Consider the following 22,559-nt stretch of genomic DNA (forward strand, 5'->3'; position numbering starts at 1 on the left):
ACGGAGGTGTGACCATGTATGAAGCAGCCCGTGTGGATGATCCTATCTACCACACCAGCGCGCTCGCCGGGTTTCTTATCGGCGCTATCATCGGCATCGCCATTATCGCGCTTGCCGCCTTTGCCTTCTTTAGCTGCGGTTTTCTTGCCGGGCTGATTCTGGGTTTTATGGCCGATCAAATAGCCTCCGGGGTATTGCAACTGGGCGAGGCCATCGGGCGCTCCATCCACCACACGGCAGGAAAAATCCTCACCGGTTCGGAGAATGTCAGCACCAACAGTCGCCCGGCGGCGCGCGCGGTACTGAGTACGGTGAAATGCGATAACCATATCGCAGAAAAACGCATCGCCCAAGGGTCGGAAAATATCTACATCAACAGCCAGCCCGCCGCCCGTAAGGATGACCACACCGAATGCGACGCGGTGATTGAAGACGGTTCGCCGAATGTGTTTCTCGGCGGCGGCACACAGACGGTACTGGAAATCAGTTCTGAAATTCCGGACTGGCTGCGCAAGGTGGTGGATGTATTGTTTGTCGTGGCGAGTCTGCTCGGCGGGCTGGCCGGGGCGTGGCGGCAGGCGGCAAAGCTGGGGACGAAATTTGGCACTAAATGTGCCGCTAAGTTTATCGGCGGGGAGCTTGTCGGGATGGCCGTGGGTGAGGCTATCAGCGGGCTGTTCAGCAATCCGGTGGATGTGACCACCGGGCAGAAAATCCTGCTGCCGGAAACGGACTTCACCCTGCCCGGTCGCCTGCCGGTCACCTGCTCGCGTTTTTACGCCAGCCACCTGGAAACTGTGGGACTGTTGGGACGGGGCTGGCGGCTGAACTGGGAAACCAGCCTGCGCGATGACGATGAACACATCACGCTGACCGGCGTACAGGGGCGGGAACTGCGTTACCCGAAAACGATGCTGACGCCCGGCCACCAGATATTTGACCCGGAAGAACAGTTATACCTCAGCCGCCTGCATGACGGGCGTTACGTGCTGCATTACACCGATCGCAGCTATTACGTATTTGGTGATTTTGACAGTGACGGCATGGCATACCTGCTGTTTATGGAGACGCCGCACCGCCAGCGCATTGTCTTCGGGCACGAAGGAGGCAGACTGGTACGGATAGCCTCCAGCAGCGGGCATCACCTGTTACTGCACCGCACACAGACCCCGGCAGGGGAGCGGCTGTCGCGAATTGAACTGGTGCAGGGCGGCACCCGTGGCAATCTGGTGGAGTACCGGTATGACGATAACGGTCAACTGACCGGCGTGGTGAACCGGGCGGGAACGCAGGTGCGTCAGTTTGCTTATGAAAACGGGCTGATGACGGCGCACAGCAATGCGACGGGGTTCACCTGCCGCTACCGCTGGCAGGAACTCGACGGCGCGCCGCGCGTGACGGAGCACGACACCAGTGACGGCGAACATTACCGCTTTGACTATGATTTTGCCGCAGGCACCACCACCGTCACCGGCAGGCAGGGGGAGACATGGCAGTGGTGGTACGACAGGGAAACGTATATCACCGCGCACCGGACGCCGGGCGGTGGAATGTACCGCTTCACGTACAACGAAGACCACTTCCCTGTCAACATTGAGCTGCCCGGCGGTCGCACGGTGGCGTATGAATATGACATCCAGAACCGGGTGGTGAAGACGACAGATCCGGAAGGCCGGGTGACGCAGACGCAGTGGAACGGCGAGTTCGACGAAATCACGCGCACGGCGCTGGACGATGACGCTGTCTGGAAAACGCAGTACAACGCCCACGGCCAGCCAGTGCAGGAGACGGACCCGGAAGGGCGGGTGACGCAGTACGCTTACGATGAACAGGGGCAGATGTGCAGCCGGACGGATGCGGCGGGCGGCACGGTGGTGACGGCGTTCGACAGCCGGGGGCAGATGACGCGGTACACCGACTGTTCAGGGCGCAGCACAGGATATGACCACGATGAGGACGGCAACCTGACGCGGGTGACGGACGCGGAAGGGAAGGTGGTACGCATCAGCTACAACCGACTTGGGTTGCCGGAGACGGTAAACTCACCGGGGAAACAGCAGGACAGGTATACCTGGAATGCGCTGGGGCTGATGAGCAGCCACCGGCGCATCACGGGGAGCGTGGAGAGCTGGCGGTATACGCCGCGCGGTCTGCTGGCGGCGCACACGGATGAGGAGAAGCGCGAGACGCGCTGGCAGTACACGCCGGAAGGCCGGGTGGCAGCGCTGACCAACGGCAACGGGGCGCAGTACCGGTTCAGTCACGATGCGGACGGCAGGCTGGTGCGTGAGGTTCGCCCGGACGGACTGAGCCGTACTTTTATCCTGGACGACAGCGGTTATCTGACGGCGATACAGACCACGGGCACGCAGGGCGGCGTGCGGCGGGAGACGCAGCAGCGGGATGCGCTGGGCCGTCTGTTACGGACGGAGAATGAACACGGCCAGCGGACGTTCAGCTACAACCGGCTGGACCAGATAACGGCAGTGACGCTCACGCCCACGGAGGCGGGGCAACAGCAGCACCGGATGCAGGCCGACACGGTGCGTTTTGAGTATGACCGCAGCGGCTGGCTGACGGCGGAGCACGCGGGGAACGGTAGCATATGTTATCAGCGCGACGCGCTGGGCAACCCGACGGACATCACGCTGCCGGACGGGCAGCACCTGACGCATCTGTATTACGGGAGCGGGCATCTGTTACAGACGGCGCTGGACGGCCTGACGGTGAGCGAGTATGAGCGCGACAGCCTGCACCGTCAGATAATGCGCACGCAGGGGCAGCTTGCGACGTACAGCGGCTATGACGACGACGGGCTGCTGAGCTGGCAGCGCAGTCTGGCGTCCGGCAGTGCCCCTGTTCTTCCTGGCCAGCGCCCGGCGCGGCAGGGCTGCGTGACGTCGAGGGACTATTACTGGAACAACCACGGCGAGGTGGGCACGATTGACGACGGCCTGCGTGGCAGCGTGGTGTACAGCTATGACAGAAGCGGTTACCTGACCGGGCGCTCAGGTCAGATGTATGACCATGACCGTTATTATTACGATAAGGCGGGCAACCTGCTGGATAACGAAGGGCAGGGAGCGGTGATGAGCAACCGGCTGCCGGGCTGTGGTCGTGACCGTTACGGCTATAACGAGTGGGGCGAGCTGACCACGCGGCGCGACCAGCAACTGGAGTGGAACGCGCAGGGGCAGCTGACGCGGGTCATCAGCGGCAACACGGAGACGCACTACGGCTACGATGCGCTGGGGAGGCGAACCCGCAAGGCGACGTACGGGCGGCACACGGGCCATACGGCGCGGAGCCGGACGGACTTTGTGTGGGAGGGGTTCAGGCTGTTGCAGGAGAACGTGCAGCAGCAGGGCTGGCGGACCTATCTGTACGATGCGGAACAGCCGTACACGCCGGTGGCGAGCGTGACGGGGCGGGGAGAAAGCAGGCAGGTGTGGTATTACCACACGGATGTGACGGGCACGCCGCAGGAGGTGACGGCGGCGGACGGAACGCTGGTGTGGGCGGGGTATATCAGGGGGTTTGGAGAGAATGCGGCGGACATCAGCAACAGCGGGGCGTACTTTCACCAGCCGCTGCGGCTGCCGGGGCAGTATTTTGACGACGAGACAGGGCTGCATTACAATCTGTTCAGATATTATGCACCGGAGTGTGGACGGTTTGTCAGTCAGGATCCGATCGGGCTGAGGGGCGGGTTAAACCTTTATCAGTATGCGCCAAATCCTCTCAAATATATAGACCCACTTGGTTTAACCGCGACTGTTGGGCGATGGATGGGGCCTGCGGAATATCAGCAAATGCTTGATACTGGGACAGTAGTACAAAGTTCAACAGGGACAACTCATGTTGCCTACCCTGCTGATATAGATGCTTTTGGTAAGCAAGCAAAAAATGGTGCTATGTATGTTGAATTTGATGTGCCTGAAAAATCATTAGTACCTACAAATGAAGGATGGGCAAAAATAGTAGGGCCAGATTCTATCGAAGGGCGATTAGCTAAACGCAAAGGTTTGCCTGTTCCTGAAATGCCAACAGCAGAAAACATAACTGTAAGGGGCGAGAAAATTAATGGGGAAGTTGAAGCAAAATGCTAAATAAATTTAAATTGTGGGTGAGCAAACATACTGATTATACGGTAATTCATAATGAAAATGATTTATCTTACAGTATTATTATAGATTTTGAAGATGACCGGTATATATCAAGATTTACTGTATGGGATGACCTAAGCTGTATGTCAGAAGTAATGGATGTGGATACTGGTTTATATAAATTAAACAAGAGAAACGAATTTTCTACATTTGATGAACTTCTGGATATATTTGATGATTTTATGATAAGTATTAAATAATAGTTGGCCGGGTAAGAAGTTAACTCTTCCCGGCTGTTTTATTATCTAACCCCCATCAATCCGGAGACGCGCTACCGGTACGATGCGCTGGGCAGGCGGGTGAGCAAGGCGACGTACGGGCGGCACACGGGCCATACGGCGCGGAGCCGGACGGACTTTGTGTGGGAGGGGTTCAGGCTGTTGCAGGAGAACGTGCAGCAGCAGGGCTGGCGGACATATCTGTACGATGCGGAACAGCCGTACACGCCGGTGGCGAGCGTGACGGGAAAGGGAGAAAGCAGGCAGGTGTGGTATTACCACACGGACGTGACGGGCACGCCGCAGGAGGTGACGGCGGCGGACGGAACGCTGGTGTGGGCGGGGTATATCAAGGGGTTTGGAGAAAATGCGGCGGACATCAGCAACAGCGGGGCGTACTTTCACCAGCCGCTGCGGCTGCCGGGGCAGTATTTTGACGACGAGACAGGGCTGCATTACAATCTGTTCAGATATTATGCACCGGAGTGTGGACGGTTCGTCAGTCAGGATCCGATTGGGCTGGCGGGGGGGCTGAATCTTTACCAGTATGCGCCTAATCCGATTAGATGGATCGATCCTTTAGGACTTGCTATCCTGGAGCATCAATCTAATTTTGATGCGGCAAGGAGAACCGGATTTGAAAATGCGGGTATGACAAACCCTGAGGATGTCACTTTCTCGAAAGTCGATCCCAAAACTGGTACTGTTGTTGAGTTTAAAGGTCCAAATGGGGCTAAAGTTGCTTATGATGCACCTCATGCAGATATGGATGTGACAGCAGGGCATGATAAACCACATGTTGGTTGGCAATCCGCAGGAAAAAGAGGTTCCGGAGGAGCTAATAGAGGTAATATTACTTATGATGGCCCACAACATCCGCATCGCTCTGACTCTAAGGGAGATGATAAATGTTAAATTCAAATATGTCTGAACTTAGAATCGAACTGGAGAATGCGATTAAAAATCTCGGTATTCATGATTATCGTGTCGATAAACCCGAACAAATCGTTTCTGAGATAAAAGAGATATATGTTAATGGTAATCCTAGAACCTGGTGGTTATCATTAAAACATAGACAATATGTCTTTTCTTATACCGATAATTCTGGATATAAAAACATATCACAAATAGTAAGTAAACAACTCAATGAAAGCAATGTAATCAACAAACATATATTTTTGATTGCTGATGAAGATAATGAGCAAATATATGTATATAACGTTCCTCTTAACTCCCTGCCTGAAATTATAGAAAATTGCAGATATTTTGAATATTATGTTGCAGATCATGAACTATCTTGGCTTATATGTGAAAATGATCATGGTGATTTGATTGTATGCTCAACCATTAAGTAAAGCGCGAGTGCTCTTTAGCGATATAGTTGCCCATATTTAGGCGTTACTAGCCGAAGATGGCGCGATTGTCTGGCAGGGGAAACAGCAATTCTGAGGTCAGGAAGATAGCATAACCCATTAACCGGGATAGATCCGCTAGACCTGAATCCAGTTGATGCGACAGGTTATAGGGTTTATGGTTATTTGCTCCTGGAGCAAATAAACCTTATTACATTGGTATTACTAATGATATGGTTTGACGAAGGGCCGAGCATTAAAGCACTGGCAGGTTATCAAAAGAAAATGGAAGGATGCTGCCATTTGATGAAAATGTAATCTAATGGAAAGTCAGAGGTTACGAGAAATATTATATAGAGAAATATAAAACCAGAACCGGAACCATAGGTGAAAAAATTCCCTCAACAAATAGAGAGAATAAATATAATTCATTTGATCATGGGCGAACAGATCCCAGCGCACAAGCATTTAAAGACTCTTAAAATAGTAAGGGAGTTGGTTCCGGTGGAGGAAAATGCGGATGAGTGATTAAGAATTTTGGGGCTGTGATAAGAAGTCGAGAACAATGCTGCGTTTTGTGAAGCCCGGAGACATATTTTGTTTTAAATTAGATGAAGATAGATATTGTTTTGGGCGAATTATAACACTAATGACTGTCGGACATCTTTCTGAATTATTTGATATAATTAAAAAACCCCCTGGAATAACAGAGTTAGAAATTAGTAATGCAAGGCGAATTATTGAACCAATTATAGTGGATACATATTCTTTATTTGATAAGAAATTAGAAAATGGAAGTGACTGGAGAATTATTGGTCATCAGGTTAATTACAATCCAAAAAATTTAGATGGTATCTATTTTGCACTTGGAATAGGTGATTCCTGTAAAAAGAAAGACTGTTACGGAAATGATTTTCTCATTTCAGAAAGTGAGTGGAAAACACTTCCTAAATTATCTCCTAAAGGGGGTTTTGATATCAAAAAACGGCTTGAAATTGCCTGAAAATGAAAATAAAAAGCCGGGAAAGATCTTTTGTCTTCCCGGATTTTATTATTTAATCCCCGTTCACCACATTATTTACCCCCGCCTTAATATGCTTCATCGACTTTTTCACCTGATAAAGCTCCTTCCGTAGATCCCTCACTTCGTCCGTCTCTGCAATCAGGATCAAACACCCCTCGGAGATCTTCACGGTGACGCCGTGCCCGGTCTCAAATCCCGCTTCTTCCTGCCAGTCACCCTTAAGGTGCTGGCTGGGGATTTGTGAGTAACAGGCGGTCATGCAGGTTTCGCTGTTGATATGGCGGACGCTGACGCCGGAGGCATTCATATTTGCTGACTAAATAAATTCTTATTTATCCGCCGGATGCTGGCTGATTGTGGAGCTCAGGGTGAGTGAGTATGGGCGCGACATCCTGGCACCGCGCCTCCCTCTCCCCGGCCAGCCCCGGCCGGTGATGAGCAGCCGGCTGCCGGGGCCGTATTTTGACGATGAAACGGGCCTGCATTAAAATCTGTTCAGATATTATGTACCGGAGTGTGGCTGGTTCGTCAGTCAGGATCCAATAGGGCTGAAAGGGGGATGGAACCGATATCATTCTCCGCTGAATCCTATTACAGATAGTGATCCTCTTGGCCTTATTACTTGTGGTGCTGATAGAGGTGATTCTGGCAAGTTATTAAGATGAAAAATGGTTGAAAATAATTGCGTTAGTGAATGCTCATTTATGCCTTTACCTACAAAAAGTAACGGATTTGCTTGCTGGAATTGTGTTAACGAATGCAAATAAAATCAATGCTGTTGATGTTTTTACTACAGGAATAAGTATGGTTAACGATAAGGATACAGCTATATTAATTAGTGATTTAATGTTGAGATTCGGTAAGGAGCTTGATGAATCTGTTGCTGTTGTTCAGTCCCGTTGTGATGAGGATGAATTTAATGTATATCGAGAAACGGTTGGTTTTATCATGGGTGAAATGCTTATTAAAATAATGAATCCATTATATGAAAAACATCCAGAAATAAAACCAAAAGGATTGAAACAAAACATCTGGAACCGGATGAATAATGTGTAAAAGCCGGAGGGGTTATCTTTTCCCGGCTTTTTATTATCAATTACTCATTAACTCCTGTTCCGTTCTTTTGCGTTTAATCACCGGAATATCTCCGGTATTGTTCAGCGCCCCGGAAATGTTTTTAACCACTGTTCTGCACTCCGTTTATTAATGCGGGTTACGCCCATCCCTTCAATACAGCCAAAGAGTCCGTGGGTATGCTGCGGCGTGATCACGATGCAATCCCTCATTACCCGCACCTTGACGGGCATCCCGTTAATAAACCCCGCCTGCGGCATCCATTCACCGTACAAACGAACTGAAAGTCTCTCAACGCGTGAGTATGTAAGTATCCCGCATAATCGAGCCATTCACATTTAGAGATCATCCGACATAATCAATCTGCCAACGCAGGAGATCGCTATGCGTAAAGCCCGTATTACTGCGCACCAGATCATCGCTGTGATTAGATCAGTCGAATCCGGACGGACTGTTAAAGATGTCTACCGGGAGGCCGGTATTTCTGAAGCCACCAGGGACAACTGGAGGTCTGGATACGGCGGCAGGGATACGCGTGGAATCACAAAAGGCTCCACCGTATTTACTGTCTGCTCAAGCTGAATTTTCGCCGTAAGGGTAAACAACGGCTGCCGGTACGCAATCCCTCGCCACTGGTCACGCCGGAAGCGCTGAACCAGAGCTGGTCTGTGGGCGTCGTTTTCGCACGTTCAATGTTGTTGATGACTGTAATCGTGAAGCGTTGTCGATTGAAATCGATCTGAATCTGCCAGCTCTGCGAGTGGTCCGTGTACTCGACAGGATTACAGCAACCGCGGTTATCTGGCCATGCTGCGTATGGATAAGGGACCGGAATTTATCTCGCTGGCACTGGCTGAATGGGCAAAGAAACATGCAGTAAAGCTGGCGTTTATCCAGCCGGGTAAGCCGAAGAAAAACGTTTTCATCACGCGCTTTAACCGGACATACCGTACAGAAATACTCAATTCTTATCTGTTCAGAACGCTGAATGAGGTGTGGGAAATTACGGATAAAGGGTTATCAGAATATAACTGCGAACGTCCACATGAATCGCGGAACAATATGATACCGAAGGAATACCGCCAATAACGTTATCTGGCCGGAATCTTAAAAATGCATGGAACTAAAACGGGTCTATTTACAGGGGCACCTGCGATGAATTTCGCTGCACTGAAAAGCGATACCGGATGAGAGCTGCTTCAAATTAATGTGCCATGTTCACGGGGAGGTTGTGCGACGTTTGCATAATCCAGCAAGAACTGAAAGGAAGGGGAGAGCTTTTTCATGCCTGTATAATCAGTCTGGCCTGTGTCAGTCAGCTCTTAGTGTTGAGACTCTCGTTGGAGCGTTATAATTGCTTTTCCGTTTCGGAAAACAAGATTTTCCATTAAAGATCTTCCCTGCGAGGAAAAGTTAACTAATAATTTTACCGTCGAGTTAGGAGATGTATGTTTAAATATAAACAATGTTGCAACGATGCCTGATAATTATCCTCTCTTCGAAGATAAGTTTCCCACACCCAGTGTAGTAGGTGTCATGGTAATGTTATCACTTGAATGTAAATGGAAGGTATAATTGCTTTTTGACTGGCATTCTATTCCACCCTGACAACACGATGTTAACATCAACACTGTTTATATTGGCAATAACGCAATTTTTTTCAGATTAAGAGGTGCTCTGATATATAGATTTTTATGACATTACTTATTTGAATTGGTAACAAATACCAATAAGTACAAGCTGTTATTACCAGCCACGGATTTTTTACATACGGTAAGATTTGGTATGGCGTTATGTATTCTGGATGTGCTGGATTATTTTAATTTGGTTTAAAAAAGGTGGTTATTCAAATGAAAAGCATAAAAAAATTGATTATCGCAAGTGCGTTGAGCATGATGGCTGCTAGTTGTTATGCTGGCTCATTTTTGCCGAACTCAGAGCAACAAAAATCAGTGGATATTGTGTTTTCCTCTCCCCAAGATTTAACCGTATCGCTTATTCCAGTGTCGGGCTTAAAGGCTGGGAAAAATGCTCCTAGCGCGAAAATTGCGAAGCTTGTAGTTAATTCTACTACTCTTAAAGAATTCGGGGTCAGGGGGATTTCTAACAACGTGGTAGACAGTACTGGCACTGCATGGCGTGTAGCTGGTAAAAATACTGGTAAAGAGATCGGTGTGGGCTTATCAAGTGACAGTCTTAGAAGATCTGATAGCACGGAAAAATGGAATGGGGTGAACTGGATGACCTTTAATAGCAATGACACACTTGATATTGTCCTGACAGGACCGGCGCAGAATGTCACAGCTGACACGTACCCAATAACTTTAGACGTAGTGGGATATCAACCTTAATAGTAAACAACTATTAGTGTATTGTGCCTTGTTTAAGGCGCAATACACATCAAATCATCTATTTTTCTTTTACAATTTTTGATATGAAAATAGTTAATTTTGCTGTAATGGCGGTAGCTTTGTTCGCCACTAATTCTATGGTTTCAGTATATGCCGTCAACCAGCAATTAAATTCAGCCACTAAATTATTCAGCGTGAAGCTGGGGGCTACACGAGTGATTTATCACGCTGGTACGGCTGGAGCGACGCTCTCGGTGAGCAACCCGCAGAATTACCCTATTTTGGTTCAGTCTTCAGTCAAAGCAGCAGACAAAAGTTCGCCTGCTCCCTTTTTGGTGATGCCGCCTCTATTTCGTTTAGAAGCAAACCAGCAGAGTCAACTGCGTATTGTCCGTACTGGTGGTGACATGCCAACGGATCGTGAGACTTTACAGTGGGTCTGTATAAAGGCGGTACCACCCGAAAATGAACCGTCGGATACACAGGCTAAGGGCGCGACCCTTGACCTCAATTTGTCCATCAACGCCTGTGATAAGCTGATTTTCCGCCCGGATGCCGTGAAGGGGACGCCGGAAGATGTTGCAGGAAATTTAAGATGGGTGGAGACGGGCAACAAACTTAAGGTGGAGAACCCCACCCCGTTTTACATGAATTTAGCCTCTGTCACAGTAGGGGGAAAGCCCATTACAGGGCTTGAGTATGTCCCCCCCTTTGCTGACAAAACACTAAATATGCCAGGTAGTGCCCATGGTGATATCGAGTGGAGAGTTATTACAGACTTTGGTGGTGAAAGTCATCCGTTCCACTACGTTCTTAAATAAATCCAGGGGCTTAGCGGCAGAAAATGAAGTTCAAACAACCTGCCTTGCTACTGTTCATCGCGGGAGTGGTTCATTGCGCAAATGCGCACACTTACACATTCGATGCATCAATGTTGGGCGATGCAGCGAAAGGGGTTGATATGTCGCTCTTTAACCAGGGGGTACAACAGCCAGGGACTTATCGCGTGGACGTGATGGTGAATGGTAAACGTGTCGACACCCGTGATGTGGTGTTCAAATTGGAAAAGGATGGGCAAGGAACGCCTGTTCTGGCTCCTTGTTTGACGGTCAGTCAGCTTTCACGCTACGGCGTAAAAACGGAAGATTACCCTCAGTTGTGGAAAGCAGCAAAGCCCCCAGATGAGTGTGCGGATCTGACCGCCATTCCACAGGCTAAAGCGGTACTGGATATCAATAATCAGCAACTGCAACTGAGTATTCCGCAGTTGGCGTTGCGTCCGGAATTTAAGGGGATCGCTCCAGAAGATCTTTGGGATGATGGTATTCCGGCGTTTCTGATGAACTACAGTGCGAGGACAACGCAGACGGATTACAAAATGGATATGGTGGGGCGTGACAACTCTTCCTGGGTACAACTGCAACCGGGAATCAATATAGGTGCGTGGCGTGTCCGCAATGCGACCAGCTGGCAGCGGAGTAGTCAACTGTCGGGGAAGTGGCAGGCAGCATATACCTATGCTGAGCGTGGACTGTACTCACTAAAAAGTCGTCTGACTCTGGGGCAAAAGACTTCGCAGGGGGAGATATTTGATAGTGTGCCATTTACCGGTGTGATGTTGGCATCGGATGACAACATGGTGCCCTACAGTGAGCGGCAGTTTGCTCCGGTAGTGCGTGGGATTGCCCGCACGCAGGCTCGGGTGGAGGTCAAACAGAATGGTTACACCATTTACAACACCACTGTGGCGCCCGGACCGTTTGCACTGCGGGATCTGTCGGTAACAGACAGTAGTGGTGATCTGCATGTCACCGTGTGGGAGGCCGATGGCAGTACACAAATGTTTGTGGTGCCGTATCAGACCCCGGCGATAGCACTGCACCAGGGATATTTGAAGTACAGCCTGTTGGCGGGCCGATACCGATCGTCAGACTCTGCAACGGATAAGGCGCAGATCGCGCAGGCTACGTTGATGTATGGTCTGCCGTGGAATCTCACTGCATACGGCGGTATACAGAGTGCAACGCACTATCAAGCTGCATTGCTTGGTTTGGGGGGATCTCTCGGGCGGTGGGGGAGTTTATCTGTCGATGGAAGCGACACACACAGTCAGCGTCAGGGGGAGGCGGTACAGCAAGGAGCCTCCTGGCGACTGCGTTACAGCAACCAGCTGACTGCGACGGGGACAAATTTTTTTCTGACGAGATGGCAGTATGCCTCGCAGGGCTATAACACCCTATCCGATGTGCTCGACAGTTATCGACATAATGGCAACCGTCTATGGTCGTGGCGGGAAAATTTGCAGCCGAGCTCGCGTACTACCCTGATGTTGAGTCAGTCATGGGGGAGGCATTTGGGCAATCTGAGTTTAACCGGTTCCCGTACCGACTGGCGTAATCGCCCCGGTCATGATGACAGCTACGGACTGAGTTGGGGAACCTCTATCGGAGGGGGCTCGCTGTCATTGAACTGGAATCAAAACAGAACGCTGTGGCGCAATGGCGCGCACCGTAAAGAGAACATAACCAGCCTGTGGTTCAGTATGCCATTAAGCCGCTGGACGGGGAATAATGTAAGTGCTAGTTGGCAGATGACTTCACCATCACACGGTGGTCAGACGCAACAAGTGGGGGTCAACGGAGAGGCATTCAGTCAGCAACTGGATTGGGAGGTGCGTCAGAGTTACCGTGCCGATGCCCCGCCAGGTGGTGGTAATAACAGCGCATTGCACTTGGCATGGAATGGGGATTACGGCCTGTTAGGTGGTGACTATAGCTACAGCCGGGCGATGCGCCAGATGGGAGTCAATATCGCGGGAGGTATAGTTATCCACCATCATGGTGTGACGCTGGGGCAACCTTTGCAAGGCTCAGTGGCGCTGGTTGAAGCGCCAGGGGCCTCGGGGGTGCCAGTTGGCGGCTGGCCTGGCGTTAAGACGGATTTTCGTGGCGACACCACAGTGGGCAACCTGAACGTCTATCAGGAGAATACAGTCAGCCTCGATCCGTCGCGACTACCGGATGACGCAGAGGTCACACAAACCGATGTGCGCGTGGTGCCAACCGAAGGGGCGGTGGTGGAAGCGAAGTTTCACACTCGCATCGGGGCCAGGGCACTGATGACGCTGAAACGGGAAGATGGTAGCGCCATTCCTTTCGGGGCGCAGGTTACAGTCAATGGGCAGGATGGCAGTGCTGCTCTGGTGGATACTGATAGCCAGGTTTATCTCACTGGTTTGGCGGATAAGGGCGAACTGACGGTGAAATGGGGAGCACAGCAATGTCGGGTTAACTACCGCCTACCTGCCCACAAGGGAATCGCGGGCTTGTATCAAATGAGCGGTCTCTGCAGATAGCCGATTCTGAAGGAGAGAATAATGTGGATGAAAATACAGCGAGTGAAAACGGTTATCTATAGCGTAAGCTTACTGGTCGCTGCCAGTAGCTTGGTGCCGATAGCGAACGCCGCAGAAAAACTTCAGACAACGCTACGTGTAGGTACTTACTTTCGGGCTGGGCACGTGCCAGATGGGATGGTGCTTGCGCAAGGCTGGGTGACTTATCACGGCAGTCACAGCGGGTTTCGGGTATGGAGCGATGAGCAAAAGGCGGGTAACACGCCTACCGTATTGCTGCTGAGCGGGCAACAGGATCCTCGCCATCACATTCAGGTTCGCCTGGAGGGCGAGGGGTGGCAACCAGATACGGTGAGTGGTCGTGGCGCCATTTTAAGAACCGCTGCAGATAACGCCAGTTTCAGTGTGGTCGTTGATGGCAATCAGGAAGTGCCTGCGGACACCTGGACGCTGGATTTTAAGGCCTGTGCATTGGCGCAGGAGGATACGTAGCCGTCTGTTCCACTCATACTTCCTGTATCAGTGAATAAGGCGAATACTGTATATCAGGTTCGAGGATGTATTGAAAATTTACTCAAGGCAAATATGGTTAGCAATCTTCATTGCAGAAAAATCAATTGCTGATTGATTTTAAAATCTGAAATTCATCTTTTTTGTAGGGAGAGGAATATTATGTTTCGTAAAATAATTTAACGGACACTGATGCCTTTATTATTTCTGTTTTGTGGATTTGTTTGATTCACTCTTTTGTGAGCGGGGCTTTATAAGCCCCTGGTATAAGGTTTGTTTATCTGTCAGGTATTCATATGTGATATTTAAGATTTTATGTTTAGGGGGCTTTTTCTTGTCCCCTCAGGCGTAAAAATAATTTATTTTTTACATAAAGGAATAAAGCATATGTCTTATGCACGACATTTACCGGTATTAATGTATCACCATGTCAGTGATAAACCCGGACAGATAACCTTATCTCCCCGTACGTTCCGGGCGCAGATGAAATGGCTGGCCGAATCTGGCTGGAAAACCGTTACTGCTGCAGAGGTGGAAGCTTTTTATCATGGTGCAAGATTGCCTCGTAAAAGCGTCATGCTGACCTTTGATGGCGGCTGGCTGGATAACTGGTTGCAGGTTTTTCCGGTGCTGCAGGAGTTTAATCTGCATGCGCATCTCTTTCTTGTGACCAGTTTGATCAGTGACGGACCGGTCCGTATTCCTGCAGGCGAACCGGTGTACTCTCATGATGAGTGTCAAATGCTGGTTAAACAAGGCCGGGCTGATGAGGTCATGCTGCGCTGGTCAGAGGTCCGGGAGATGCACCTCAGTGGCCTTGTTGAGTTTCACTCGCACACGCACACCCACCGACGCTGGGACCAGAAGCCTGTGTCCCGTAATCCGTCGGATTTGCTTCGTGTCGATATTCTTCTTAGTCGTAAGCGGATGAGGGAGATGCTGGGTTATTGCAGTCAGCATCTGTGCTGGCCTGAGGGCTGGTATTGTTCTGACTATATTCATGTGGCTGAAGAGTTGGGGTTCACATACCTGTATACCACAGAAAGGCGTATGAACAATCCAGTCATCGGTTCACAGCGTATTGGTCGTATCAACGCAAAGGAGCGAAAGAATGTGGGCTGGCTGAAACGTCGTCTGTTTTATCACACCACGCCCGGATTTTCTTCGCTGCTGGCCCGGCATAAGGGGGCACGTCGGATAGCTGACTGAGCCAGAGACCAGGATGAAAGTGCTGCATACCGAATCCTCCCCCATCATCGGCGGGCAGGGGTTGTAGGCTATATCCCAAATGATGGTGCTGATTTTGAGCAGAAATAAGATAACACCGGAGGCCGTGATAGACCCGGTTGCGCAGAATCTGGAGGCAGCAGGTCACTGGCGCAGGGCTTCTACCCGCTGGCTTTTGGTTATGGGAGATTTTGAATGTACAGAGGCCCAGCGGGAGTGGTTGTTGTTGCGCCGGAATTATTGCCTTGCGCAGATATCTTCCCCTGGCGCCAGTAAAGCTGGATATCAGCGACGTGACGAAATGAGAGGAGCCTGCACATAGGTTTGTGTTTTGAGTAAGTGTCTTATTTAAACCGTCTGTTCTGTTTCCTCCGCTTTCACAAATAATGTCGAGCCGGGTGGGGGACTCAAGTAAGAATAATCTGGCGATGTTTTGCTTGTTTCCACGGGATACTTTGTTAGGTGAACGATACAATTAATGCGCTCCAGACTGCGTCACAGAAAAGGAGAATGCCTTTGCAGAACGGGCGCATGACAATGAACCACTTTATTATTGGTATCTGGTTCGGCGACAACCTTGACGATCACGTCTGAGATAGGGTATTTACACTGAGTGGTAAACAGGTTCAATTAGTAACCGGAGATGGATGCAAAATCATGATCGATTCAGATGCTATTTTGCAGCCAATAGATTTTTTATTAAGATGATATCAAGGACATTGAGGCACACAATGACGTATCAGTAAGTCGTTGATAGCTCATTTGATATAAGAATTTCTTTTATCAACGGAAGATAATGATGGAACTGATCAATAATCGTGGTATGCGAGACTGGATGATATTTATTAAAGTGGCGGAAGTAGGGAATCTTTCCCGGGCTGCGCGGGAATTAGATATTAGCATTTCTGCTGTCAGTAAATCGCTTAGTCGCCTTGAGAATTCTATTGAGGTTACTTTACTTCGGCGCGATTCACATCACTTAGAACTGACTGGAGCTGGTCAGACAGCCTATGCAAGCATGAAAAGGATAACATCTTCCTTTCAGTCCTTGCTGGATGAATTGCGAAATCCGGATAAAATTATCAGAGGGAGTATAAAATTTTCGGCTCCGGCTATTGTCTGTGAGTTTCTTGCCAATAAGTGGATATGGGAATTTACAGCTAGCTATCCGGATACAAAAATCTACCTGGATTCACGAGAGCGTAGCGATTTTTTTAGTAAATCCCTGGAGTTTGATGAGCTGGTTTTTAAAAGTGGCATAATCGAAAGTGAGGATCTCGTGTATCGAAAGATAAGCCCTTTAAAGTTGGTTCTTTGTGCGAGTCCGAAATATATCAGAAAATATGGCAGGATCTCACACCCTGGCGATTTGGAAAATCACATTATTGTGGGTCTTCACAACCATGGTCTTTCCGGACCTCTTACTCTTTTCCGTCAGGATGAATCATACACTATTAGTGGCGCTGTTAATGTTCATTTATCTTCCAATAATCTTTTGAGTGTTCTTAATTTGGTTTTAGAAGGAAAGGGTATCAACCTCATGACTCCGGCCTGGCTTGCCACCAAATACTTAAAAAATAATGAACTTGAAATTATACTTCCTGAATGGAGGGTTCCAGATCTCCCCATTTATCTTGTATGGCGTCATCGTCAGTATTATTCTCCTTTATTTCAACGCTTTCTGTCTTTTATTGAAGATAAATGGAATAATCGCCCACAAATTGATTTTCTGAATGATGATTAACCCGTTTGGAATGGTTTTGATACGTTCCTGACTTAAACCCACATGATGACTGAATTGAGGCATCGAGATATGCGACTGGTCAGCCAGTCGTCTTTTGACGATGCCCAATACAAAACATGATGCCGACTGACGGAAATGATAATACCCGGAAACAGGACGGGGCTGTTTTTGGGCAGCCGGAAGTTAAGCCCATACCAGAAACGTTGCAGTGTACTGAAAAATGGCGCCAGGTTGCACCTGTTCAAAGATTTTCTGAAGGCGCAGGAGTATTCATTACTGATATCCTCCATTGCGCCTTCGGGAACCCACAGGACCAGCTATTTTACCGATAGTGTTTAAAAGGCGTAAGTAATGCCGAGCATGAAGTCATTGGAGGCAGCCTTTGTGTCTGCATCATAAGCGGTATGTTCATCACCAGCATAGTGATTTTTTGAAATGCTTACTTTGCCAGCATTAATGTATTTATAACTGGCGTCAATCATAATATTATCTGTTACAGCATATTTTGCACCGATACCTGCGCCCCAGGCAAAGTTATTTTTTGAAGCAGACAGAGTTTCATTAATACCAAAACCAACAGGAATGGTGTTATTACTTAGCTTCACATGAGCGAGGCCAACGCCTGCGCTGATATAGGGAGTAAATGCCGTACTATTGTGAAAATCATAATAGCCATTAACCATGTAAGTGGTCATTCGGACCTGATTTTTTACATTTATGTGTACTGGATCACCAAATGCAATAATATCCTGCCCGCCTTTAGCATCCGTCTCACCTCTGAAAGTGGTATCCAGTTCTAAACGTACTGGAAGCTGGAATGGATCATAAAAGTCATAACCGATAGCAACCCCGCCGCCAAAAACGCCTTTGGTACGGTCAGGTAACGTTGCATGACCATTAACTATCTCATCCTGGCTGAAGGTTGAGTTGATTCCATAGACATTGACTACGGATGTCCCCGCTTTCCCGGTGATATAGATCCCTTCTTTTGCTGATGCAGTAGCGGACCAGGCTACCACAAGGGGAATGATGCAGACTGCGAAAAAGTTTTTCATTTCAGAACCTGCCTTAATATTGGGCTAAAAGACAAGTTTCACGGTATAGGGTGTGATATAACGATTACATAAACGAAGCCCAAAAAACGGTCTATTGTAACGCTGGGTTTTCTGTAAGCGGGTAAAAAATGAGATGAAGATTTTAAATAACAATACGATAATCGTCGGTATGGAAATCCATCTCCTCGCCAAATTGCCCCACGTACGGTTTCACTTCTACGTTATGTAACGGGTAGTGTGAGATGGAGCGATGCTGTAAGAAAAAGATGAAGATGAATTTGTACCCGACCTGGATAAAGCCCGTTATCCCGGAATAACGGGCAAAAATATTTACTCAAGTGCCTGGGCGAGATCTTGTTGTACCTGTTGACGCTGTTCTGGTGTTAAGACTTTGCTTAAATCAAAATAATATTTAACCCGATAATAGCGAGCCTGTTGTTCTATGTTACTGAAGGCTGCAAGCTGCTGTTTTACGGCGGCGTCATCCCATTTACCGGATTTAATCACCTCTATCAGCGCACCGTCTTTAATTCCCTTCATAGAAATCTGACTGACGTCGGTTTCCAGTTGTTGGTGAAGTTTTTTGATCCGGGTAATCTGATCGTTTGTCAGCTTCAGATGCTGGACAATAGGATCCTGGGCGGGCAGGGGAGGATTGGGGACAGCGGTGGCGAAAGCGCCAAAAGAAACGCCCGCCAGAGTCGCTGCCAGTAAAGTTGTGCGTACAAAGTTTTTCATGAAGATATCCTGATAAGGGAGTGATTAACCGTTTTTATTACCCACGAATGGCGAGCAATTATCTTAGAGCCTATCCCAGTAGGGCTATTTTACTTGCCATTTTGGACCTGGGCAGTGCTCGCCAAAACGCGTTAGCGTTTTGAACGCCGCTAGCGGCGGCCCGAAGGGCGAGCGTAGCGAGTCAAACCTCACGTACTACGTGTACGCTCCGGTTTTTGCGCGCTGTCCGTGTCCAAACTGGCTGCGCCAATAACGCCTGGTGGGATAGGCTCTTAGTCAGAATACGTTGCCTGCCACATTACGCCACGCGAATTTGTTTTACGGAGAGTTACGGAGTGAAACAATCCCGCCGCGGTGAGCGGCAGGTTGCTTACAAGGTGAATGGATCGGCATCGCGCCAGGCTGGAAATTTTTCGCGATAGTCCTGCAAGGCGACGAGAGAAAGATCGGCATCGATACGTGTCGCCTGGTGTGGTTCGGCGGTGGCGATAATGTCGCCCTGGGGATTAATGATCCGGCTATCGCCGCGATAATGTAGCCCGTTACCATCGGTGCCAACCCGGTTGCAGCCTGCGACATAAGCCTGATTTTCAATAGCGCGCGCCGTCAGTAATGTTTGCCAGTGTAGCGAGCGCGGCGCAGGCCAGTTCGCTACATACAGCGCCAGATCGTAATCATTGCGGTTGCGCGACCATATCGGAAAGCGCAGATCGTAACAGATCAGCGGCAGAATGCGCCAACCGCGCCACTGCACGATGATGCGTTTATCGCCTGCGGCATAATGTTGATGTTCATCCGCCATACGAAACAGATGGCGCTTATCATAGAGATGAACCTTGCCTTCCGGTTCAACCAGTAAGAAGCGATTTACGGCGCCGCGCTCAGTTTGTAGCGCCGCGCTGCCGGCAATCAGAGCGTCAGTTTGTCGGGCTTTGGCCTGCATCCACGTAATCACGCTATCTTGCGAAAGTGAGTTATTAGCGGCCTCCATCGCGAAGCCGGTGGTAAACATTTCAGGCAGAACAATCACATCCCGGCCAGATACGAGCTCTAGCTGTCTGTCAAAATGACGCAGGTTTGCCGGGCCGTCCATCCAGACTAAAGGTTGTTGCAACAGAGTAATTTTCAAACCAGACACGATCGGAGCTCCTCATTGAACAGCGTCTTTACACTGTAGCATGAGCAATAATAAAAAAGCGGCAAGAAAAAGCCCCGCGAAAGCGGGGCAGGAAAGACACGAGACTGATTATGCGGCTTCGACTTTACGCACTTTCTCCGGCAGCTTTACCGGTTTGGTCGCCAGCGCTTCAGGTTCAAAATCATCAACGTTGATACTGCGCAGGCGGCTCTCTTCCGCTTTCGCCAGGATGGCGGCTTCATCTTTATCTATAAGCCCTTTCGCCAGCGCATTGCGCGCCAGTTCATCCAGACGAGTAAACGGCAGATTTTTACCCAGTTCTTTGCAGATGCGCTGGTGGATAGGGTCGGCAGCGATGACATCACGCAGCGCTTCTTCCAGTAAACCGACCGGATTATGTTCGGCGGGCGTCAGATACTGACCGCGCCCAATGCGTGAACGTGTGGCGTTCGGCACCTGTAGGATCTTCGCCACGGCGTGATCCAGCTTATCAGACGGCGCCAGATAATGACGGCCAGTCGGGAAGATCATCGCGGTGAGCAATCCGGCCACGACGCGGTTCGGGAAGTTCTGCAGCAGATCGTCCATCGCTTGTTCAGCACGATACAGCGCATCCTGTACGCCCCAGTGCACCAGCGGCAGGTCGGCTTCGTGGCGACCTTCGTCGTCGTAACGCTTCAGTACGGCTGAGGCCAGATAAAGCTGACTCAACACATCGCCCAGACGCGCGGAGATACGCTCGCGGCGTTTCAGGCTGCCGCCCAGTACCGCCATTGACACGTCAGACAGCAGCGCCAGGTTTGCGCTCAGTCGGTTCAGATGCTGGTAATAACGCTTCGTGGCGTCGCCGGTTGGCGTATGGCTCGTTAATCCGCGGGTCAGGCCAAGCCAGAAACTGCGGACGGTATTGCTGCCGACATGGCCGATATGTTTAAACAACAGCTTATCAAAGGCATTCACATCATTATTCTGCGCTGCGGCCATCTCTTCCAGTACATAAGGATGGCAGCGAATGGCGCCCTGACCAAAGATCATCATGCTACGGGTCAGGATATTCGCGCCTTCCACGGTGATCGCGATAGGCGCGCCCTGGTAAGCACGCGCCAGGAAGTTGCTCTCGCCCAGCATAATGCCTTTACCCCCAGTGATATCCATCGCGTCGATAATGGACTGCTGGCCACGGTGGGTGCAGTGGTACTTCACGATAGCCGACAGTACCGCCGGTTTTTCACCCAGCATAATGCCATAGGTGATTAACGATGCGGCGGCATCCATCACATAAGCGTTACCTGCAATACGCGCCAGCGGTTCCTCAATACCTTCCATCTTGCCGATAGATATTTTGAACTGACGACGAATGTGAGCATAGGCGCCGGTTGCCAGCGCGACGGATTTCACCCCGCCAGTGGAGTTGGACGGCAGGGTAATACCGCGTCCTACCGACAAACATTCCACCAGCATACGCCAGCCTTGTCCGGCCATTTTGGGGCCGCCGATAATATAATCAATAGGCACGAAAATATCGTTACCGCGGGTTGGACCATTCTGGAACGGAACGTTAAGCGGGAAGTGACGACGACCAATTTCCACACCCGGCGTTGAGGTGGGGATCAGGGCACAGGTAATACCCAGCTCTTCTTCTCCGCCTAACAATCTATCCGGATCGGAAAGCTTAAACGCCAGGCCCAACACGGTAGCTATCGGTGCCAGCGTAATGTAACGCTTGTTCCAGGTCAGGCGCATACCCAGCACCTGCTGGCCCTGCCATTCGCCCATGCAAACCACGCCGGTATCCGGAATGGCGCCTGCATCAGAACCTGCTTCCGGGCTGGTCAGCGCAAAGCAGGGGATCTCCTGGCCGCGCGCCAGTCGCGGCAGATAGTGATTCTTCTGCTCTTCCGTACCATAGTGCTGCAACAACTCGCCAGGGCCGAGTGAGTTTGGAACGCCGACGGTGATAGCCAGAATCCCGGAGACGCCGGACAGTTTTTGCAGTACACGGGACTGCGCATAAGCGGAGAACTCCAGTCCGCCGTACTCTTTTTTAATGATCATCGCAAAAAAACGATGCTCTTTCAGATAAGCCCACAGTTCCGGCGGCAGATCCGCCAGTTCATGGGTAATCTGGAAATCGTTCGCCATCCGGCACGCTTCTTCTACCGGACCGTCGAGAAACGCTTGCTCTTCGGCAGTGAGTTGCGGTTGCGGATAGTTGTGCAGTTTTTTCCAGTCAGGCTTGCCCTGGAACAGATCGCCTTCCCACCAGGTTGTACCGGCATCAATCGCTTCTTTCTCAGTGCGCGACATCGGCGGCATGACCTTACGGAAGCCGCGGAACACCGGTGCGGAAATCATTGATTTTCGCATCGGTGTGAGGTTAAACGGCACGAGGATAATGGCCAGAGGAACCAACAGCCAGATGGACCACAGGCCAGCGACGCCAAGTGCGGCGGTCCAGGCGAGCAGAATCAGGCTGCTGAGAAATAAACTCACGCGGTGATAGAACAATGCGCCGAGCAGAACAACCGTAGCGATAATACTCAAAATCATCATAACGAAAAGCTCCCTTGCTTGTAGGAGGTCTGACCACTTGTGATGATTAGGTTG

19 protein-coding genes and 17 other annotated features are annotated in these 22,559 nt (G+C 50.0%); of the genes, 14 read left to right on the top strand and 5 right to left on the bottom strand.

From position 1 onward, the window contains the following. Window positions 1-3 precede the first annotated feature (3 nt). Window positions 4-9: a ribosome-binding site (putative RBS for STM0291; RegulonDB:STMS1H000651), on the top strand. The 5 genes from STM0291 to STM0295 all read left to right on the top strand — a co-directional run bounded on the left by STM0291 (window position 4) and on the right by STM0295 (window position 7,816). After that, the gene (locus STM0291) for a putative RHS-family protein (RefSeq protein ID NP_459289.1) occupies window positions 4-4,109 on the top strand. Within the gene, window positions 15-4,109 belong to an annotated coding region; the region does not span the whole gene. (Overlaps the previous feature by 6 nt.) 441 nt (window positions 4,110-4,550) lie before the next feature. Then, window positions 4,551-4,556: a ribosome-binding site (putative RBS for STM0292; RegulonDB:STMS1H000652), on the top strand. Next, window positions 4,551-5,299 (top strand): putative RHS-family protein gene (locus STM0292; protein NP_459290.1). Within the gene, window positions 4,559-5,299 belong to an annotated coding region; the region does not span the whole gene. (Overlaps the previous feature by 6 nt.) Further along, window positions 5,288-5,293: a ribosome-binding site (putative RBS for STM0293; RegulonDB:STMS1H000653), on the top strand. It overlaps the preceding gene by 6 nt. Continuing rightward, the gene (locus tag STM0293; RefSeq protein NP_459291.1) for a putative cytoplasmic protein occupies window positions 5,288-5,739 on the top strand. Within the gene, window positions 5,293-5,739 belong to an annotated coding region; the region does not span the whole gene. The genes STM0292 and STM0293 overlap by 12 nt, the downstream gene beginning before the upstream one ends. A 558-nt stretch (window positions 5,740-6,297) precedes the next feature. Further along, window positions 6,298-6,303 (top strand) — a ribosome-binding site (putative RBS for STM0294; RegulonDB:STMS1H000654). Further along, the gene (locus tag STM0294) for a putative cytoplasmic protein (protein ID NP_459292.1) occupies window positions 6,298-6,739 on the top strand. Within the gene, window positions 6,302-6,739 belong to an annotated coding region; the region does not span the whole gene. It overlaps the preceding feature by 6 nt. 762 nt (window positions 6,740-7,501) lie before the next feature. Beyond that, window positions 7,502-7,507, top strand: a ribosome-binding site (putative RBS for STM0295; RegulonDB:STMS1H000655). Next, window positions 7,502-7,816 (top strand): putative cytoplasmic protein gene (locus STM0295; protein NP_459293.1). Within the gene, window positions 7,508-7,816 belong to an annotated coding region; the region does not span the whole gene. It overlaps the preceding feature by 6 nt. 101 nt (window positions 7,817-7,917) lie before the next feature. Here the strand turns inward: STM0295 and STM0296 are convergent. Continuing rightward, window positions 7,918-8,166 carry a putative cytoplasmic protein gene (locus STM0296; RefSeq protein NP_446753.1) on the bottom strand — a complete coding sequence of 83 codons (249 nt, stop codon included), beginning with the start codon at window positions 8,164-8,166 and terminating at the stop codon, window positions 7,918-7,920. Between the two features lie 44 nt (window positions 8,167-8,210). Next, window positions 8,211-8,216 (top strand) — a ribosome-binding site (putative RBS for STM0297; RegulonDB:STMS1H000656). Here STM0296 and STM0297 point away from each other — a divergent pair. From STM0297 to STM0305, 9 genes are all read left to right on the top strand, one after another. Beyond that, the gene (locus STM0297) for a putative transposase (protein NP_446754.1) occupies window positions 8,211-8,416 on the top strand. Within the gene, window positions 8,219-8,416 belong to an annotated coding region; the region does not span the whole gene. Its footprint overlaps the feature before it by 6 nt. 221 nt (window positions 8,417-8,637) lie before the next feature. After that, window positions 8,638-8,643: a ribosome-binding site (putative RBS for STM0298; RegulonDB:STMS1H000657), on the top strand. Continuing rightward, the gene (locus STM0298) for a putative integrase core domain protein (RefSeq protein NP_446755.1) occupies window positions 8,638-8,923 on the top strand. Within the gene, window positions 8,642-8,923 belong to an annotated coding region; the region does not span the whole gene. It overlaps the preceding feature by 6 nt. A 746-nt stretch (window positions 8,924-9,669) precedes the next feature. Next, window positions 9,670-9,675, top strand: a ribosome-binding site (putative RBS for safA; RegulonDB:STMS1H000658). Next, window positions 9,670-10,185 (top strand): putative outer membrane protein gene (gene safA, locus STM0299; protein ID NP_459297.1). Within the gene, window positions 9,673-10,185 belong to an annotated coding region; the region does not span the whole gene. (Overlaps the previous feature by 6 nt.) Before the next feature lie 107 nt (window positions 10,186-10,292). Continuing rightward, a complete protein-coding gene (gene safB / locus STM0300) occupies window positions 10,293-11,006 on the top strand; it encodes a putative fimbriae assembly chaparone (protein ID NP_459298.1) in 714 nt (237 codons plus the stop codon). 16 nt (window positions 11,007-11,022) lie between these two features. Next, window positions 11,023-11,028 (top strand) — a ribosome-binding site (putative RBS for safC; RegulonDB:STMS1H000659). Further along, window positions 11,023-13,540 (top strand): putative fimbriae usher gene (safC, locus tag STM0301; protein NP_459299.1). Within the gene, window positions 11,030-13,540 belong to an annotated coding region; the region does not span the whole gene. (Overlaps the previous feature by 6 nt.) A 14-nt stretch (window positions 13,541-13,554) precedes the next feature. Next, window positions 13,555-13,560, top strand: a ribosome-binding site (putative RBS for safD; RegulonDB:STMS1H000660). Beyond that, the gene (gene safD, locus STM0302; protein NP_459300.1) for a putative fimbriae subunit occupies window positions 13,555-14,032 on the top strand. Within the gene, window positions 13,562-14,032 belong to an annotated coding region; the region does not span the whole gene. Its footprint overlaps the feature before it by 6 nt. Before the next feature lie 398 nt (window positions 14,033-14,430). Beyond that, window positions 14,431-14,436 (top strand) — a ribosome-binding site (putative RBS for ybeJ; RegulonDB:STMS1H000661). Then, the gene (gene ybeJ, locus STM0303) for a putative xylanase/chitin deacetylase (RefSeq protein ID NP_459301.1) occupies window positions 14,431-15,259 on the top strand. Within the gene, window positions 14,438-15,259 belong to an annotated coding region; the region does not span the whole gene. Its footprint overlaps the feature before it by 6 nt. 809 nt (window positions 15,260-16,068) lie before the next feature. Further along, window positions 16,069-16,074, top strand: a ribosome-binding site (putative RBS for sinR; RegulonDB:STMS1H000662). Continuing rightward, window positions 16,069-17,021, top strand: a protein-coding gene (gene sinR, locus STM0304; RefSeq protein NP_459302.1) for a transcriptional regulator. Within the gene, window positions 16,074-17,021 belong to an annotated coding region; the region does not span the whole gene. (Overlaps the previous feature by 6 nt.) 113 nt (window positions 17,022-17,134) lie before the next feature. Further along, window positions 17,135-17,140, top strand: a ribosome-binding site (putative RBS for STM0305; RegulonDB:STMS1H000663). Further along, the gene (locus STM0305; RefSeq protein ID NP_459303.1) for a putative cytoplasmic protein occupies window positions 17,135-17,353 on the top strand. Within the gene, window positions 17,138-17,353 belong to an annotated coding region; the region does not span the whole gene. (Overlaps the previous feature by 6 nt.) Before the next feature lie 3 nt (window positions 17,354-17,356). Here the strand turns inward: STM0305 and STM0306 are convergent. The 4 genes from STM0306 to yafH all read right to left on the bottom strand — a co-directional run bounded on the left by STM0306 (window position 17,357) and on the right by yafH (window position 22,521). Further along, the gene (locus STM0306) for a homolog of sapA (RefSeq protein ID NP_459304.1) occupies window positions 17,357-18,082 on the bottom strand. Within the gene, window positions 17,357-18,076 belong to an annotated coding region; the region does not span the whole gene. Then, window positions 18,077-18,082 (bottom strand) — a ribosome-binding site (putative RBS for STM0306; RegulonDB:STMS1H000664). (Overlaps the previous gene by 6 nt.) A 324-nt stretch (window positions 18,083-18,406) precedes the next feature. Continuing rightward, window positions 18,407-18,821 (bottom strand): homology to Shigella VirG protein gene (locus STM0307; protein NP_459305.1). Within the gene, window positions 18,407-18,814 belong to an annotated coding region; the region does not span the whole gene. Beyond that, window positions 18,816-18,821, bottom strand: a ribosome-binding site (putative RBS for STM0307; RegulonDB:STMS1H000665). Its footprint overlaps the gene before it by 6 nt. A gap of 363 nt (window positions 18,822-19,184) precedes the next feature. Beyond that, window positions 19,185-19,966, bottom strand: a protein-coding gene (yafV, locus tag STM0308; protein NP_459306.1) for a putative amidohydrolase. Within the gene, window positions 19,185-19,952 belong to an annotated coding region; the region does not span the whole gene. After that, window positions 19,961-19,966, bottom strand: a ribosome-binding site (putative RBS for yafV; RegulonDB:STMS1H000666). (Overlaps the previous gene by 6 nt.) Window positions 19,967-20,060: 94 nt before the next feature. Beyond that, the gene (gene yafH, locus STM0309) for a putative acyl-CoA dehydrogenase (RefSeq protein NP_459307.1) occupies window positions 20,061-22,521 on the bottom strand. Within the gene, window positions 20,061-22,505 belong to an annotated coding region; the region does not span the whole gene. Continuing rightward, window positions 22,516-22,521, bottom strand: a ribosome-binding site (putative RBS for yafH; RegulonDB:STMS1H000667). (Overlaps the previous gene by 6 nt.) Window positions 22,522-22,559: the final 38 nt, after the last annotated feature.

This window comes from Salmonella enterica subsp. enterica serovar Typhimurium str. LT2, assembly GCF_000006945.2.
GTDB lineage: Bacteria > Pseudomonadota > Gammaproteobacteria > Enterobacterales > Enterobacteriaceae > Salmonella > Salmonella enterica.